The organism is Streptomyces sp. NPDC111507 (genome assembly GCF_055638955.1).
In genome coordinates, this window is the sequence record NZ_JBVKBU010000004.1 from 330534 (window position 1) to 346624 (window position 16091).

Consider the following 16091-nt stretch of genomic DNA (forward strand, 5'->3'; position numbering starts at 1 on the left):
GCACGGCAGGTCAGCCTCCACCTTCCGTCAATTGACCCTGTTGTGGCGGATGCGGCGCGTCAACAACATCCTGACCCGCCAGGACGCGGGCTTCTTGAGTGCGCGATGCGTGAGCGGACTGTCCGGCACGAAGCGTCATACGGGGGATCGAGCACGCAACTGCACGCTGCTGACCAGGGGAACCAGCACGGCGTAGCAGCGTCGAGCACCACCCGGCAAGGATTCGATCCCCCTCCTCAAGCGGGTGTCGCAGGTTCGAATCCTGCCGGGGGCACACGATGAAGGGCCAGTTCGCGGGGATGATCCTCCCGAACTGGCCCTTTGCTGTGAGCACGTCCGTGCCACACCCGTGCCACAAAGTCCGCTAAGAGTCCACGTCACCCCGCTCTTTACGGATCATCAAGAGCCCGCGCAAGACGCGGGCCGGCGACCCCAGGGGCCGCTGCGAGCTACGGCCCTGAGTCAAGCCCTGGACGGACAAGGCCACGGTCAGAACGGCCAAGTCCTACCGGACCGGCGACGTGTTCACCGGCGTCGTCAAGGTTTCCGCTCCCTTCCCTGCGGAGATCGACCTCGGGCAGCTCTGACCTCGCGTTCAACGATCACTGGTGCGAGCTTCCGCGCGTGAGCGATGCGTGAGCGGACGATCCGGCGCAGGGCGCCACGAGGAAGACCCACCAACCTGCCGCACGGCGCTGACAACGAGAAACCGCACCACACGGCAGCGCCAAGCGCCCCCCGTTCACCGAGAGTCAGCTCCATGGCCGGACTGGTTGCGATCGTCGGCTTTGACCAACGCCGAGCGGTGGAGGCAAGCGCAGTCCGGAGCAGGTCCCGGCCCTGCTCCCAGGCCCCGGTCAGCAGGTATGCCGTGTGCGGCAGCGATCTCGACCACGACGCCGCCAGGCTCCCCACGGGGAGCATCGGAGGCATGCGGCCTCCCAGCACTCGCCCATGCGACTGCCGAGCGCGTCACGCGCAGGGCCCGGCGAGCTGCGCCGGCTCGTCGCGGCGCTGACCCGGCACGCGACGGCGCTCCCCGAAATCCAAGAGTCCCACGTCCCCGGGCTGCAACTGCGGCCGGCGGACCTTGAGGAACTTCCCCGACCGCGGCCTCTTGTCCATGCGTTGAGTATCGAGCACCAGGACGCCCGGCAGCCTGCCCCTGGCAGGGGCAGGCTGCGAGCGGCCGACGCCAGCACACTCGGAGCCACGAGCAGGGCGCAGGGCCGGTCCCGGCACGGAACACGGGCGGGGGGCGACCGGCGTCACCAGCCCGGAACCCGGTACGGCGACCTCGCCGTCCACGCGGCGCCGGCTTCGGCTCGGCCCGACTCACCTGGACACGGCATCCCCGCCCACCACGTCCCGGACGCGATGTCCGGCGTAGCGGCCGGACCGCGTCTTCGGAAGGAAGCACGACCCATGAGGCTGAAGCATTCCGCGATCGTCGTGGTCCTCACCGACATGACGGCCCTCGGCACCGCGCTGAGCGACACCACCGCCGCCCACGCCACGCCCGGCCGACACGCCACCACGTCCGCCCACAGCCCTTCCGGGCCGGCGGCGACCGTCGTCGAGGCCAGGGGGCCGAGGGTCTTCCCTCATTGGACGACGAGGACACGTCGGCGCCGAACGGTCTCACCTCCGCCGGCGAAGCCCTGAGCCGCCGCCCCCACCCCCCAGCACAGAAACCGCGTACCCAGTGACCGATATCGGACATACCGCCGACGGCCCATTCGCCTTGTCCGCCTTGACCGCCGACACGTCGATATCCGCGGCGGCCGCGTGGCAGTTCGTGCGAGTACGCCACGGAACACGACTGGGCCCGCACAGCATGGACGTCTTCGATCGCGGCCACGGCGGGACGGACGCCGCGGAGTACCGCCACGCGAACGCCCATGTTCCGCCGCCTCGTTCCCCGCGCGACTGCATCGGAACCCCGGCATCCGCCGCCCGGTCGACCGCGGACGGCGGTACGAACGCGTGAAGCCCAGGCTCGATCCGCTGTCCATGGCGGCGATGGCAGTCACCGTGGTCTCCGTCTCGGCCACCGCCCCGCTCACCGCCGCCGCCTCCGCCTCACCGCTCGCCATGGCCTTCTGGCGCAACTGTCTCGGCTTCGCCGTACTCGGGCCTCTCCTGCTGTTACTGCGCCGTCGCGAGGTGGTGCGCGTCGCGCGCGGCGAGCGCCGCCTGCTGCGCCGGGAACAGTGGCGGCCCTTGCTCTTCGGCTTCCTCGCGGCCACGTCGCTCGCCCTCCACTTCGCGGCCTTCATGACGAGCACCCGGCTGACCTCGGTCGCCATGTCCACGGCGCTCGTCGCCACCCAGCCCGTCTGGCAGGCCCTCATCGCCGCGGGCCAGGGCGTCCGGACGCCCCGCCGGACCTGGGCGGGTCTCACGCTCTCCGTGCTCGGAGCGGCCGCGGCGGGCGGTCTCGACATCAGGTCCGGCGGTACGGCGCTGCTGGGGGACCTGCTCGCCCTCGTCGGGGCCGTCGCCCAGGCCGGGTACACCGCGCTGAGCGAACGGTCGCGCGCGGATGTCAGCACACCGCTGTATTCGACGTTCACTTCGCTGGTCTGCGGTCTGGAACTCCTCGCCGTCTGCCGACTGGCCCACATCCCGCTGACGGGCTTCGACAGATCCACGCAACTGTCGCTGCTCGGGCTGCTCGTCCTTCCCCAGATCCTGGGACTCGGCTCACTGAACTTCGCCCTCGGCAGGACATCGGCGACGACAATGAGCGTCCTGCTCCTGCTGGAGACCCCCGTGGCGGCGCTCGCCGCGTGGTGGTTCATGGGGCAGGGCATCAAGCCCGCGACCGTGCCCGGACTCCTGTTGATCACCGTCGGCGTCACGGTCGTGGTGACGAGCGGCGTCGCGGAACAAGCCACGGCACAGCAGGGCAGACACCGCAGTACGGGAATACCTCCGTACCCGGCCTACGCCCCCGACCCGCCCCAGCCTCCGCCCGCACCGCGGCACCCGACGTTCCCGGACTCCGCCGGACACGACCCCAGAGTGGACTGGGCAAGGTACACCGCGGACGAGAGCCCGACGATCACCCTCACCTATCACGGTGCGGGGGCCTTCGACACCATGCTCTTGCGCATGCCGCACATGGAGGAGGGGCCGAACCTCGACCGTCCCGCTGAGGCATCGGCGGACCGCGGTGGGCGGCGGTAGACCGCCCATCCGAGCGCGGCCCGAACACGGTCCGCTTCCGGACCCGGACCCGGCCGCACTCAAGTTGCCCGTGCCAGGTCCGGGGTGTCCGGGGTGTTCGGTCGAGCGGCGCCGGGGGCGGTCAGCCGGGGTCGGCACCCGCAGCAGCTTCGCCGGGCGAGGCGCTCCATCCGTGTTCGAGGAGGTCGAAGGCGACGTCAACGGCTCGTTCGGGGTCGTCGGCGCGGCGGGCGAAGGCGGAGGTCTCCAGGGCGGCGTCGGCTCGGCTTCCTCGCCCCCGGCACCGTCCGATGGGGCCACAAGCTGGAGCGCGCCGAACCGCTCGGCGACGGCCGCGACCGCCTGCACTTCACCCGCGGCCACGGCACCGAAACCGACCCCGTGGTCGTAGGCCCGTAGCCGCGCCCATCCTTCGTCGATGTGCCGGTCCTTCAACGGGGAGAGGCGGGCCACGCCTCGCCCTCGATCCCCCGGCCCTCGGCACGGAGTTGGGCGACGGCAGCGTCCAGGAAGAGGGTGTTCCACAGGCAGATGGCGCGGGTGAGGCGATGGCGGGTGCGTCGCGGCGAACGGCCGTCGTCCTTTCGGCCGAGGCTCGGGGGCACTACCGGCCGTTGTGCCGAGGCAGTGGAGCAGGTGGGAGAGGAAGCTCTGAGGGGAACAGCCGGTAGGGACCGGCCGTCACGGGAATCGAGGGAGCACCCCATGAAGCGCATCGTCATAGCCCTGGCCGCGGCCGCCGTGCTGGCGGCAGGCGTGGTGACGGCGTGGAACGTGTTCGACAACTCGTCGGTCGCCACCGCGGGCGGAGCGGATCACACGGTTTCGCGCGCGGTGGTCGAGAAGCTGGCCAAGGAGAACTACGGCATCCCCTTCATCCAGGACGGCCCGCAGTCCGTGAGCTGCCCGAGCGGCCTGCACGCGAAGATGGACTACACCGTTTCGTGCACCGCCGTCTTCAAGGGCGAGAAGAAGACGATGCTGATCTCCGTGACCGGGGTGAACGGCGACAGGGTGAGCTTCGACTACGGCCTGTCGAAGTAGAAGAGGGCGAGGGGGAGTCGGAGGCCGGACGCGGCGGCGGGAAAGGGCGGGCAGCAGCAGCCCGCCCGCCGGACGGCATGGTGCGGCGACGGGTTCAGCGGTCGCCGACCACGCCGCAGCGCCATGCCCAGGCGGCGATCTCCACGCGGTTCCGCAGCCCCAACTTGACCTGGATGTTGGTCAGATGGGACTTGACGGTGGAGAGCGAGACGCAGAGCTCGGCGCAGATCTCCTGATTGGTCCGCCCGTCGGCGACCAGCCGGGCCACATCCAACTCCCGTTCCGTCAAAGGCCCGGAAGACACCTCGCTGCCGGCGGCGGGCCGCTGCTCGCCGATCCGCTTCAGGAGCCGTACGGTCACGGAGGGGGAGATCAGCGCGTCGCCGCGCGCCGCCGCGCGTACCGCCTCCACCAGCAGTCCGGGGCCCGCGTCCTTCAACAGGAACCCGCAGGCACCGTTGCTCAACGCCCCGTAGACGTAGTCGTCCTGGTCGAAGGTGGTCACGACCACCACGCGCAGCGGAGCGACGGCCTTCGGGCCCGCGAGCAGCCGGGTCACTTCCAGCCCGTCGAGTTTCGGCATCCGGATGTCGACCAGGCACACGTCGGGCCGCAGCTTCCTGGCCAGGTCCACGCACTCCGCGCCGTCGGCCGCCTCGCCCACGACCTCGATACCGGGCTGGGTCTGGAGGATCAACCGGAAGCCCGTGCGCACCATTTCCTGGTCGTCGGCGATCAGGACCCGGATCGACGATCCGTCTGATCCACCTGATCCGCCCGATGCGCCCGATGCGCTCGATGCGCTCGATGCGCTTGATCCGCCAGCGTTGGTCATGCGGGGGATCCTGCCACAGCGCCGCGCAGCGGGAACTCCGCCGTCAGCCTCCAGCCGCCGTCCTCGGCCCGGCTCGCGTGGAGCGTGCCGCCGACCGCCTCGGCGCGTTCGGTCAGCCCGATGAGGCCGAGGCCGCCGCGCCCGCCGAGAGGTTCGGCGTTCGGCTCCGCCTGCCGCGGCGTTGGTGGTGCGTTGTGCACCTCGACCCGAAGCCGCCGGGCGGCCGCGCTGTCGACATCACCGCCGCCGTCGTCCGACAGGGCGATCCGTACGGAGACGGACGGTGAACCCGGCGCGTGGCGGCGTACGTTCGTCAGCGCCTCACGCACGACGTTGCGCACGGAGGTCTCCACCTCGGGGGCCGGCCGCGCCTGCCGGGCCTCGGCCGCGACCTGGAGGGTGGCCGGGACGTCGCGTTCGGAGAAAGTGGCGACCAGTTCGCCCAGTTCGGCGTACAGCTCCCCCGGCCGCACCGCCCGTTTGGTGTCGTCGCGCAGCACGCGCACCAGCTTGCGCATCGACTGCAGGGTCTCGCCCCCGGCCTGCTCGATACCGCGCAGCAGCGGGTCCACCTGCTCGGGCGCGATCTCGCGGATCGTACGGGCCGCCTGGGCCTGGACGACGATACCCGTGACGTGGTGGGCGACGAAGTCGTGCAGTTCGCGGGCGAGTTCAAGGCGTTCGTTCTGGCGCGTTTCGGCGACGGCGCGGCTTCTGCGGTCGTCGAGGCTGCGGAGGTAGGAACCGATGCCCACGGCACCACCCGTGAAGAAGATCAGGAGGAAGGAGAAGACCGAGTTGCCGCTCTCGTCGTCCATCCGCATCGGTGCCGCGATCACGGCGGAGGCGAGTGCGGTGCCCAGCGTGGCGGCCAGCCAGGGCTGCGGTACGTCTCTCGCGGTACGCACCAGCAGGAGCAACAGGCACAGCGTCTCCAGCAGGCCCCAGTCGGCGATCAGCGACGGCTTCACGGACGTGAAGAGAACCAGCGTCACCGTCCAGGAGACGAGCACCGCGGCACCCGCACCCCAGGCCGGCGCGATACGTCTGCCGGGCAGCAGCAGCGCGACGGCCGCCACGAGGCCCGGGGCCGGCCTCCACCATGCGCTGCCGCCTTCGAGTCCGGCATCGGACGCGACGCCGGCCACGTCGACCACCCACAACAGCGCCATGACCACCCCCAGTGCGGTGAGGGCGGTGCGCTGGGGCAGCGGGGAATTCCGGGTGTGATCGTCTGTGTCTCTCGCGTCTGGCACATCTCGCAGCGTAGGGGCGGCCCCCGCCGTGCGGCCTCGGTCAAAAGGACGACGCGGCGGCTCCCAACCGGTCGGCCGGCCGAGGCGAGGGTCCGCCGCAGCGGCGGATGTTGGAGTACATGACCAACAACTACTCCGCTCCGCCACCCGTGTTGAGCGGTATCGGACTGTCCAAGTCCTTCGGATCCACCCACGCGCTCGACGGCGTGGACATCGCCGTGCGAGCAGGCGAGTCGCTGGCCGTGATGGGCCCCTCCGGGTCCGGCAAGTCGACGTTGCTGCACTGCCTCGCGAACATCGAGCGCCCGGACAGCGGCCAAGTGCTGCTGAACGGCGAGCGCATCGACCAGTTGCGCGAGCCGCACCGCAGCGAGCTGCGCCGTACCCGCTTCGGCTTCGTCTTCCAGTTCGGGCAGTTGCTGCCCGAACTGCCGGCGGTGGAGAACGTGGCGCTCCCGCTGATGCTCGGCGGTACCTCGCGCCGCGAGGCGGAGCGGCGCGCGCGTCAGTGGTTCGCGCCGCTGGGCCTGGAGGGCAAGGAGGACAGCCGTCCCGGCCAGCTGTCCGGCGGACAGGCACAACGGGTGGCTCTCGCACGGGCGTTGGTCGCGGGCGCCCAGGTCGTCTTCGCCGACGAGCCGACGGGCGCGCTCGACCAGGCCACCGGGCAGGACGTGATCCGGATGCTGACGGAGGTCACCAGGACGCAGAACACGGCGTTGGTCGTGGTCACCCACGACCGGTCGGTGGCTCGCTGGTGCGACCGTACCGTGCAGGTGCGGGACGGGCGGATCGTCCGGGAGGCAGAAGCGGAGGCAGAAGCCGATGCGGGGCCGGAGTCGGCCTGGACCGGCGTGGCCGGCGACGTAACCGGCGCGACCAGCGGCGTTGCGCGATGAGGACCCTGGACCGCACCATATGGACACTGACCTGGCGGCTGCTCCGCGGCGGCGGCCGGCACGGCCGGCTAGGCGCCGGACTGTCCGTCGCCGCCGCGGCGATCTGCACCACGCTGCTGCTCCTGTGCGTCGGCGCCAACCTCGGCTTCGGCTCACGCGCCGCGCACGCCGACTGGCGCACCCCCGCCACGGCCGGGATCTCGCGCGCGGTGGCCGTCGAAGCGGTGGGCACCACCTTCGTCGGCGGTGAGCCCGTGACCGTCGTCGATGTCGCGGCGTTGCCGGGCCGGAGCGGCGAGGCGCCCGCGCCTCCCGGTATGCCGCACTTCCCGGAGCCGGGCGAGGTGTGGACGTCGCCCGCGCTCGGCAAGCTGCCCGGCGGCAGGAACACCACCGGCACGCTCGGCCGCGCCGCGCTGGTCAGGCCCGGCGAGAAGGTGGCCGTCGTCGGGCACCGCGCCGATGACCCGGCGATGACGGTGCGGCGCGGCACCGACCCGCGCCGTCCGGGGGACATCGTCACGCCCACGCCCGTCGCGGACTTCGCGGGCAAGCGCACGGCGGACGGCCTCGGTGCGCAGTACCAGGCTCTGGTGAAGATCGCCACGGTACTGCTGATCGTGCCGCTGCTCGCGCTCGGCGCCTCCTCGGCCCGGCTGTCCGTCTCGCGTCGCGACACCCGGCTGGCGACGCTGCGGCTGCTGGGCGCTGCGCCGGGCCGGATCGCGGGGATCGCGGTGGCCGAGGCGACGCTGACCGGTACGGCAGGGGCCGTCGCGGGCGCGCTGGGCTATGCGGTCCTGCTGCCCCTTGCGGCCAAGGTCCCCCTCGCAGGCGGAAGTTGGTACGTCTCCGACCTCTGGGTCGGTACGGGAGTCCTGCTCGCCGTGCTCGCCGGCGTGGTGCTGATGGTGGCGGCCAGCGCGCTGGCGGGACTGCGGCAGGTGGTCGTGGGCCCGCTCGGCGTCGTACGCCGCTCGCGCACTCCTCGTATGAACGCCGTACGCGCGCTGCTGTTCGTCGCCGTACTGCTCGGCTACTGGCAACTGTCCAAAGGCAAGCCGATGGACATCAACGCGGTGGTGTACTGCTGCGCCGCCGTCTTCGCCGCGCTGTCCGTCATCGGCCCCTGGGTGGTCGGCGTACTCGGCACTCTCGTCGCCGGGTCGGCGCGGCGACCGGCGACGCTGCTTGCGGGGCGCCGTCTGCTCGACGACCCCAAGTCCGTGTGGCGTGCGGTGTCGGCGCTGACGCTCGCGGCCTTCGTGGCCGGTTTCTTCGCGCTGTTCAGCCTCGGCGGCGACTCGCCGTGGGGCAGCGCGGACCAGCTCGCGCTGTCCGTGCCGAAGGAGCGCGTCGCCGCCGTACGGCAGCAGGCCACCGCACGGCTGGAACGCGCGGGCGTCCACGCCACCGTCGTCACGAACGACGACTGGGTCGCCACCGGCGTGGGCGGAGGCGGCGAGCGCCAGGTCACCGCGACCGTCGCGGACCCGGCCCGACTGGACGCGGCGCGCGCTGTGCTCACCGGCCTCGTGCCCGGCCAGTACCCGGTCACGGGCCCCGATGTCGCCTGGCAGTCACGGCAGTTCGACCGCGACTTCCACCTCGTGACGCTGGCCGTGCTCGGTGCGAGCTTCGCCATCGCCATCGCCTCTACGGGCATCACGGCCGCCTCGTCCGTCCTGGACCGCCGCCGCACGTACGGCCTGCTGCATCTCGCGGGCACCCCGCTGCGGGTCCTGGACGCGGCCAGGCGCACGGAATCGGTGCTGCCCGCCGCCGTGCTCGCAGGCGGCGCGGTGCTCACGGGGCTGTTCTGCGCGGCGCCGCTGACGCTCGCCGGGGGTGCCCCGCAGTTCGACGGCCGTGGCACCGCGCTCCTCGCCGGCTGCCTGGCGCTGGGCTTCGCGGGCCTGGCCGGCGCGAGCGTGGCGAGCCGCCCGCTGCTGCGCTCGGTCGCGGGAGAAGCGGGCCCGCGCCCGGACTAGCCAGAACTGTGCCGCCGACCTCGACCTCGTTGACCGGTTTTGACGGTCATCCATGAACTCCCTATCGCAAGAAGGTTCCCCCGCGCCATGCGCACCAAGCTTGATGCCATCTCCCTCACCGCCGTGCTGGTGACGGTCGGCGCGTTTTCCGCGACCGCGCCGCTCACCGCGTTCGCCACCGGCTCCGCGCTCGCGCTGGCGCTGGGCCGCAACGCGCTGGGGCTCCTGACCCTCGGACCGGTGGTCGCGCTGATCCGCCGGCGCGAGTTCGGGAAGGTCTTCCGCGGCGAGCGTTTTCTCGTGCGCAAGGAGCAACGCCGAGGTGCTCTCCTGGGCGCTCTCGCCGGTACGGCGCTGGCCGCGCACTTCGCCACCTTCTCGACGCTGCAGGGCCACCGGCTGCCGCGCGCGACCTTCTGCGGGCGATGCCCGACGGCGACACCGACGATCTCGACGACCTGCAGCCGTCGAGATCGAGGGCGACACGGCTCGCCTCGTCGGCCGCTTCATCACCGATGCGACGGTCTGTGGCACCCGCGCGAACCGGCGGCTGCAACTGACCATGGCCCCTGACTGCCAGCTGCATGCCCGCTTTCCAGGACGCGGACTTCATGCGTGAGCGATGCGTGAGCGGACTGTCCGGCACGAGGCGTCATGAGCCGGACGGAGCACGCTGCCGCGCGGCGCTGATCTCGAATCCTGCCGGGGGCACAAGGGCAAGGGCCCCGGATCGATCACTGTCCGGGGCCCTTGACGCAGCCAACGGCGGTGATCACTGGCGACTGGGACGTTTTCTGAGAAGAGCGGTACAGGTTGCGCGGCTCGGCCGGGCTCCGACGGAGGCGGCGCCCGGGCGTGAACGCCCGGGGTTCCTCGCGAGATCAGGCTGACTTCGGGAAACCGTGGACTGTCCGGCCCTCAGTGTTCGTGCGGCTCATCCCGGTGGACCGGGCCGTGCGACTCCGCGCAGTGCCCCGCGTCATCGGTGGGCAGCAGGTCACGGTCGCCGGGCAGGGCGACCTGCGGCACCGAGGCCGGTGCGTGGTCTACCTGGAGGGTGGTGTGGGCGATGCCGTAGTCGTGGCGCAGGAGTTCTTCGAGGTCGCGGCGGACGGCGTGGCAGTCGCCGCTCGGCTCGACCAGGACGTGGGCGGAGAGGGCGGACTGGCCTGAGGTGATCTGCCAGACGTGCAGGTCGTGGACTTCGACGACCGTCGGCTCGGCGACCAGCTTGTCGCCGAGGGCGTCCGGGTCGACGTTGGCCGGGGCCGCCTCGAGGAAGATGCGGCCGGACTCGCGCAGCAGCCCGTACCCGGCCTTCACCATCAGCGCGACGACGACGAGGGTGGCGATCGCGTCGGCGCGGGCGAAGCCGGTCAGGACGACGATCAGCGCGGCGATCGCGGTGCCGATGAAGGCGAACAGGTCGTTGAGGATGTGCTGGTAGGCGCCCTCGACGTTGAGGGAGGAGCGGTTGGCCTTGGAGAGGCACCAGGTCGCGACCACGTTCACGGCGATGCCGGCGAGCGCGGTGGCGAGCATGAGGCCGCCCTCGACCGCGGGCGGGGAGATCAGCCGGCGTACCGCCTCGTACGCCAGCCAGGCGCCCAGCAGGAGCAGGGTCAGGCCGTTGGCCTGGGCGGAGAGGATCTCGGCGCGCTTGAGGCCGTAGGTGTAGCCGCCCTTGGCCGGACGGGCCGCCAGCCGCATCGCGATCAGCGCCAGGACGATCGAGGCGGCGTCGGTGAGCATGTGCGCCGCGTCCGAGATCAGGGCCAGTGAGCCGGCGACGACGCCGATGACGACCTCGACGGCCATGAACGCGGTGATGAGGGTGAGGGCGATGGCCAGCCAACGGCGGTCCGCGTCCGCCGAGACGCCATGGGAGTGGCCTGCGTGGCCGCCCGCGCCATGGTCGTGTCCCGCGCCGTGATCGTGTCCCGGACCAGTCTCGCGCTCGTGGCTGTGACCGCTCATGCTGACGCCTTCCCCCTCGTGTCGTGCGACGGTGTCCTGATCGCAGTGAAACGCACGGCTGCGCCCATCACCAAAGGCTGCATCGGTCACCGTTGTCATGTGCGGTAACAGGGCCCCGACCTGCACGTACGTGCGGAACTTGGCGATGGGTCGAGTGACGACGCCGCGACTGCCGACCCTGTCGTGAACCGGCGGGCGGGCTTTCGAAGGCCCGTACCTCGATGCGTCCGCGCCGCCCGCGAGAAGCCGTCTCTCCGGCGTCCGGCGTGCTGCGGGGACTACGGGCGAGCGTGCTGGCGGTGTTGTGCGTGCTGCTGCCGCTGGGCGGGCATGTGCCGGCACGGTCCTGCGACGGTGTCGCCCGCTCCGCCCGGCCGGTAGGGAATGATGGCGGCCGTGCCACCTGATCACGTGACCGGGCACGAGAGACATGCCCGAGCGGGCCGGGCCAGCCACGCGGGTGCGTGCGCGCGGGCCGGCCTGTTCGCCGTGCTCGGCACCGTACTCGCGGCCTTCGGGCACCACACGATCGCCGAAGGCACCGTGCCCTGGCGGCTGGCGGCCCTGTTGATCGTGGCGCAGTTCGCGGCGGTCTGGCCGCTCGCCCGGCGCCGCTACGCACCGGTCGCGACCCTCACCCTCACCCTGACGACACAGGGGGTACTGCACCTCGCGCTGTCCGCCATGGACGGCGCCACCTCGATGGCGATGCCGCGGCACGCGATGCACGCCGGGCACATGGCCTCCGCCTCCGGGGACGGTCACTCCTGGCATCACGCCGGAGTGGCGATGACGGCCGTGCACACGCTCGCCGCGCTGGCGGTGGCGTGGCTGCTGCACCGGGCGGACGTACGGATGACCGCGGCGCTCGGCACGCTGCGCACACTGACCAGGGCGGCCGCGGCGGCCCTGGCCCAGGTGCTGCCGCGAGCGATCACCGATCCGGAGAGGGTGGTGCTCCGGCTGCCGACTCGGCGGGCCGGCCCCTTCTTCGCGGTGGCGGCCCAGGCATGGGAAGAAGTACTGGAGCACGCGGTGGTGCGCAGGGGACCACCGCAGCGGGAGAACCCTTCGGTCCTTCACCGGTCCCGGCAGCCGCGGGGCCGGATTCTCCCGTATCAGCAAGGAGTCTCCCTGTGTCCATGTCCACCCGCCCCCCGGCACGTGCCGGCCGGCGTTTCGTACTGGCCGGCGCTGTCGCGCTGACGGCCACGCTCGCCCTGGCCGCACCGGCCGCCGCCCACGCGGAGGTCGAAGCCGACCGCCCACAGGCCCTGGCGGAGAACGTCACCCTGAGCTTCGTCTCCGAGGCCGAGTCCGCCTCCGCGGGCTTCACCGCGATGCGGATCGTGCTTCCCGAGGGCATCGCCCCTGCCGACGTCACCCTCGACGAGGCCCCCAAGGGCTGGAAGCTGACGGCGGCCAAAGACGGTTACACGGTCGGCGGCCCGGCGCTGAAGGCCGGGGTCGACGCCGAGTACAAGATCAAGGTCCGGCAGCTGCCGGACGCGAAGGAGCTGGTGTTCAAGACCGTCGAGACCTACAGCGACGGGAAGGTCTCCCGCTGGATCGAACTCCCCACGGGTGGCCAGGAACCCGAGCAGCCCGCCCCGGTCCTCGCACTGAAGGCGGCGGCCCCGGGCGCCAAGCCGGTCAACCCCAGCGCCGGCGCCGGCTCCAGCCCGACGGCGACGCAGTCGGAGAGCGCGGCCTCCTCCCCCTCCGCCGCCGCGACGGAGTCCGACGCCTCGGCGGCTGCCCGTGACACGGCGGCTGATGAGGGCGACGGCATGTCCTCCGGTGCCCTGGCCGGCGTGATCGTCGTCGTCCTGCTCGTGCTCGGCGGCGGGGCCTGGTGGCTGGTCAGGCGGCGGACCGCCTCGTCCCAGAGCTGACGTCCACCGCCGTCGCCCTGGGGTGCAACTGCCCCGGGGCGACGGTCGGCCGCTGCCGTGAACGTTCCTGGGCCGGCCGGCGTCACAGCGGTGGCCGACACCGAGGAGCCCCCATGACCGACGCACGTTCCCGTCGCCGTGCCCCCTCCCTCTCCGCCGCCGCGCCGGTCGCGACCCTGCTGTGTGCCGCCACCACGGCCTGCTCGTCCTCGGCATCGTCGGAATCCGCCGAGGGGAACAAGCCGGACCGAGGCCGTCGGGCTCGACGAGGACAGCCGACGCCAGGCACGAGACCTGCCTGCAGGCTCCACCGGCCGGACCACGTCACAAGACAGGGTGGGGTGTACGCGGCCGCAGCACGCGGCAGGTGAAGGCGGTGCCGGACGCTACGACGTGCTCGGGGCCGCGGTGGGGCCGTAGCCCCTCAGCTGCCGGATGGTTCCCCCGAGTTTGGAGCGGAACCCCTCGAGCAGTTCGGGCTGGGCACTGACGATCCAGCGGGTGCCGACGAGGTACTTGCCCCCGTATCCGCTGGCGCTGTCCAGCCAGAGCTCCTTGTACCGATCCTCGGGGAAGGTGGTGATGAGGTAGTCGACCTTCTTCGTGTGGCATACGCCCTGGCGCAGTTCCTCCGCGTCGATGCGGATCTTGGGCTTGCAGCCGGTCAGGTTGGCGATCACCTCGACCTTCGCGGGTGCCACGACCCCGGCCGCGGGAGCGGCCGTCACGGACGCCTTCGCCCGCTTGCGCTCCGCAGCGGCGTCGTCCTCACCTCCGCTGCACGCCGTGGCCAGGGGGAGCAGGGTCAGGCCACCGACCAGCGCGGCGCCGCGCACCAGGCGGGAAGTGGTCAGAGTGCGTCCGGTACGTCCGCCACGTCCGCGTGGCTGCTGCTGAAGCACGTGCCTCTCCGTCTCCGCGTATCCGCGTTGAGCTGCCCGCAGCGCGGACAGGCGTACGACAAGGAGTACGGGTGAACGCCAAGGGCTGTTCACCCCGTATGTCACCGCGAGCCCGTGGGGCGGTCGGGACAACCGCCCCACGGGCCTGTCCTCATGCCAGGGCGCGGGTGCGCTCGGGCTGGACGGTGTGTGCGTTGTGCGGGTCTGCCCAGTTCTGCAGGGTGCTCATGCAGGCGTGGTCGAGGTGGCGCGGCCCGGCGAGGTTCAGCTCGACGGGCCGGCCGGCGGGCAACTGCTCCAGGGTGTCGAGGAGGTGCGGCAGGCGCAGGAAGGTCGCGGCCGGCAGCGCGGTGGTCCACCCGTTCGAGATGGACACCGTCGTCACACGCTCCGGCGACCGCCTCGTCGCCACCCACTACAACCTGTACACCATGGTGTCCGCGCCGTGGCTCGCCGCGGCCTGAACAAAGAGGAAGGCCCGAACAAAGGGGAAGGGGAGACCGGTGGCGGCCGGTCTCCCCTCTTCTCAGAACATTCCCGCGCCCCGGTCAGCGCAGACGCAGCGCCTCACGGATCGTCGTGAACAGGTCCGTCTGGTTCGTGACACCCAGCACCCGGTACGCCTGCGGACCCTGCGCCGCGATCCGCACCTCGGTGCCGGTGTGCTCCTGGGACTGGCCCGGCGTGTTGGTCGAGTAGTTGACCTTCAGCTGCTGTCCCTCGTTGGTGACGAGCGTGGAGGACAGGCCGGGCGGGGTGGCCTCCAGCGGGACGATCTGGCTGGTGTGGCCGTGGTCGGCGGTGGTCACCACGAGCGTGTCGGGGTGCTTGGCCGCGTACGCCCGGGCCACCTTCACCGCGCGGTCGAAGGCCGCGGTCTCGCCGATCTGCCCGCACGGGTCGGCCGCGTGGTCCTGCTTGTCGATCGAGGCGCCCTCGATCTGCAGGAAGAAGCCCTTCTTGGAGTGCTTCTGCTTGGCCTCGAGGAGCTGGATCGCCTTGGTGGCGGAGTCGGCAAGGCTCGGCGTGTTCGACGGCCGGTTCGGGTTGGAGGTCACGCACCGCTGCGGGTCGGTGCCGCCGACAGCGGCGGCCTTGCCGGTCCACTCCACCGGCACGTTGCCGGTGGCGAACAGGCCGAGCACCGGCTTGCCCGCCTTGGCCGCCTTCATCGACGCGTCGTCGGTGACGACCTGGTAGCCGACCTTCCGCGCCTGCTCGGCGACCGTCAGGCCCTTGTACTTGCCGTCGGTGACCTTCTGGTCGAACCGCTGCTTGCCGCCGCCGAAGAGCACGTCCACCTTGTGGTTGACGGACTGCTCGGCGATCGAGCCCGGGCCGCCGGCCGCGATCGCGTCCGTCGGGCACTTGGCCATGTCGGCCGGGCCCTGGCAGGAGCGGTCGGTGACGTGCGAGTCGAGGACCGCCGGGGTCGCGTCGGTCAGCTCGGCGGTGGTGACGTTGCCGGTGGCGTAGCCGCTCTTCTGCGCCAGCTCCAGGATCGTCCGTACGGCCTTGTCGGTACCCGGCGTCTTGGAGATCCGCCCGTTGACGGTCTTGACGCCGGTCGCCCAGCCGGTGCCGCTCGCCGCCGAGTCGGTCACGTAGTCCGGGGTGCCGTCCGCGTGCACCGCGTACGTCGTGTACGCACCCGTCAGCGGGAACTTGTCCATGTTCAGGCGGCCGTTGGCGCCCACGGTGTAGTCACGGGCGAGGGTGATCTCCGAGTCGCCCATGCCGTCGCCGATCAGCAGGATGACGTTCTTCGCCTTCCCGCCCTTGACCGCGTTCTCGGCCTGCTCCTTGGTGTCGGACGCTCCGGCGACGGAGGTGACGGCCACTGCGGCCGCGATGGCGGCGACCACGGAGGTGCCGATCGTGAGGTGACGACGGGACGTTCTGTGCATGGAGTTGGCTCCTGGGATCTCGTGTCGCTGCGGGTGCCGACGGACGCCAGACCATCAGCCGTCGGTGAATCGAGGGTGACATTCCGGGGCTGCCGTCACATCAGAAACATGACCCGAACTTGACCCGAACTTGGTCGCCCAAATCGGAGGACATGATGTGCCGACAGGCTTGCTCGGGGTCCTCGACGATCAG

Annotated in this window: 16 protein-coding genes; 9 read left to right on the forward strand and 7 right to left on the reverse strand. The window is 71.5% G+C overall.

Going from position 1 to position 16091, the window contains the following annotated elements; translation table 11 throughout:
* Window positions 1-972: 972 nt before the first annotated feature.
* Window positions 973-1125: a hypothetical protein gene (locus tag ACZ7M2_RS19195; RefSeq protein ID WP_471596256.1), complete on the reverse strand. Its 153-nt coding sequence runs from the start codon at window positions 1123-1125 to the stop codon at window positions 973-975.
* A gap of 300 nt (window positions 1126-1425) precedes the next feature.
* Here ACZ7M2_RS19195 and ACZ7M2_RS19200 point away from each other — a divergent pair, with 300 nt between their 5' ends.
* The 4 genes from ACZ7M2_RS19200 to ACZ7M2_RS19215 all read left to right on the forward strand — a co-directional run bounded on the left by ACZ7M2_RS19200 (window position 1426) and on the right by ACZ7M2_RS19215 (window position 4236).
* On the forward strand, window positions 1426-1665 hold the full coding sequence (locus tag ACZ7M2_RS19200; protein ID WP_471596257.1) for a hypothetical protein: 240 nt from the start codon (window positions 1426-1428) through the stop codon (window positions 1663-1665).
* An 88-nt stretch (window positions 1666-1753) separates the two neighbouring features.
* Complete coding sequence (locus ACZ7M2_RS19205) at window positions 1754-1990, forward strand: hypothetical protein (protein ID WP_471596258.1); 237 nt, start codon at window positions 1754-1756, stop codon at window positions 1988-1990.
* Window positions 1987-3192 carry a DMT family transporter gene (locus ACZ7M2_RS19210; RefSeq protein ID WP_471596259.1) on the forward strand — a complete coding sequence of 402 codons (1206 nt, stop codon included), beginning with the start codon at window positions 1987-1989 and terminating at the stop codon, window positions 3190-3192. The genes ACZ7M2_RS19205 and ACZ7M2_RS19210 overlap by 4 nt, the downstream gene beginning before the upstream one ends.
* 705 nt (window positions 3193-3897) lie before the next feature.
* Window positions 3898-4236, forward strand: a complete 339-nt coding sequence (locus ACZ7M2_RS19215) for a DUF4333 domain-containing protein (RefSeq protein ID WP_471596260.1) — start codon at window positions 3898-3900, stop codon at window positions 4234-4236.
* Window positions 4237-4330: 94 nt separating this feature from the next.
* Here ACZ7M2_RS19215 and ACZ7M2_RS19220 read toward each other — a convergent pair whose 3' ends face one another.
* On the reverse strand, window positions 4331-4954 hold the full coding sequence (locus tag ACZ7M2_RS19220) for a response regulator (RefSeq protein ID WP_471596528.1): 624 nt from the start codon (window positions 4952-4954) through the stop codon (window positions 4331-4333).
* 113 nt (window positions 4955-5067) lie between these two features.
* Window positions 5068-6327 carry a sensor histidine kinase gene (locus ACZ7M2_RS19225; RefSeq protein WP_471596261.1) on the reverse strand — a complete coding sequence of 420 codons (1260 nt, stop codon included), beginning with the start codon at window positions 6325-6327 and terminating at the stop codon, window positions 5068-5070.
* A gap of 119 nt (window positions 6328-6446) precedes the next feature.
* Between ACZ7M2_RS19225 and ACZ7M2_RS19230 the strand changes: the two genes are divergently transcribed.
* The 3 genes from ACZ7M2_RS19230 to ACZ7M2_RS19240 all read left to right on the forward strand — a co-directional run bounded on the left by ACZ7M2_RS19230 (window position 6447) and on the right by ACZ7M2_RS19240 (window position 9790).
* A complete protein-coding gene (locus ACZ7M2_RS19230; RefSeq protein WP_471596262.1) occupies window positions 6447-7226 on the forward strand; it encodes an ABC transporter ATP-binding protein in 780 nt (259 codons plus the stop codon).
* Entirely contained in the window at window positions 7223-9217 is a 1995-nt protein-coding gene (locus ACZ7M2_RS19235) for an FtsX-like permease family protein (RefSeq protein WP_471596263.1), read from the forward strand. The genes ACZ7M2_RS19230 and ACZ7M2_RS19235 overlap by 4 nt, the downstream gene beginning before the upstream one ends.
* Before the next feature lie 87 nt (window positions 9218-9304).
* A complete protein-coding gene (locus ACZ7M2_RS19240) occupies window positions 9305-9790 on the forward strand; it encodes a hypothetical protein (protein WP_471596264.1) in 486 nt (161 codons plus the stop codon).
* 345 nt (window positions 9791-10135) lie between these two features.
* Here the strand turns inward: ACZ7M2_RS19240 and ACZ7M2_RS19245 are convergent, their stop codons facing one another.
* Window positions 10136-11194, reverse strand: a complete 1059-nt coding sequence (locus ACZ7M2_RS19245) for a cation diffusion facilitator family transporter (protein ID WP_471596265.1) — start codon at window positions 11192-11194, stop codon at window positions 10136-10138.
* A 396-nt stretch (window positions 11195-11590) separates the two neighbouring features.
* On the opposite strand from ACZ7M2_RS19245, the gene ACZ7M2_RS19250 reads away from it, so the two are divergent.
* Both ACZ7M2_RS19250 and ACZ7M2_RS19255 read left to right on the forward strand, forming a co-directional pair.
* Entirely contained in the window at window positions 11591-12400 is an 810-nt protein-coding gene (locus ACZ7M2_RS19250; RefSeq protein WP_471596266.1) for a hypothetical protein, read from the forward strand.
* Window positions 12337-13089, forward strand: coding sequence for a DUF1775 domain-containing protein (locus tag ACZ7M2_RS19255; RefSeq protein WP_471596267.1), 753 nt, complete (start codon window positions 12337-12339; stop codon window positions 13087-13089). The genes ACZ7M2_RS19250 and ACZ7M2_RS19255 overlap by 64 nt, the downstream gene beginning before the upstream one ends.
* 386 nt (window positions 13090-13475) lie before the next feature.
* On the opposite strand, the gene ACZ7M2_RS19260 is transcribed toward ACZ7M2_RS19255, so the two are convergent.
* From ACZ7M2_RS19260 to ACZ7M2_RS19270, 3 genes are all read right to left on the reverse strand, one after another.
* Window positions 13476-13991, reverse strand: coding sequence for a hypothetical protein (locus tag ACZ7M2_RS19260; RefSeq protein WP_471596268.1), 516 nt, complete (start codon window positions 13989-13991; stop codon window positions 13476-13478).
* A gap of 151 nt (window positions 13992-14142) precedes the next feature.
* Window positions 14143-14367, reverse strand: a complete 225-nt coding sequence (locus tag ACZ7M2_RS19265; RefSeq protein WP_471596543.1) for a hypothetical protein — start codon at window positions 14365-14367, stop codon at window positions 14143-14145.
* A 172-nt stretch (window positions 14368-14539) separates the two neighbouring features.
* Window positions 14540-15898, reverse strand: coding sequence for an alkaline phosphatase (locus ACZ7M2_RS19270; RefSeq protein ID WP_471596269.1), 1359 nt, complete (start codon window positions 15896-15898; stop codon window positions 14540-14542).
* Window positions 15899-16091 lie beyond the last annotated feature (193 nt).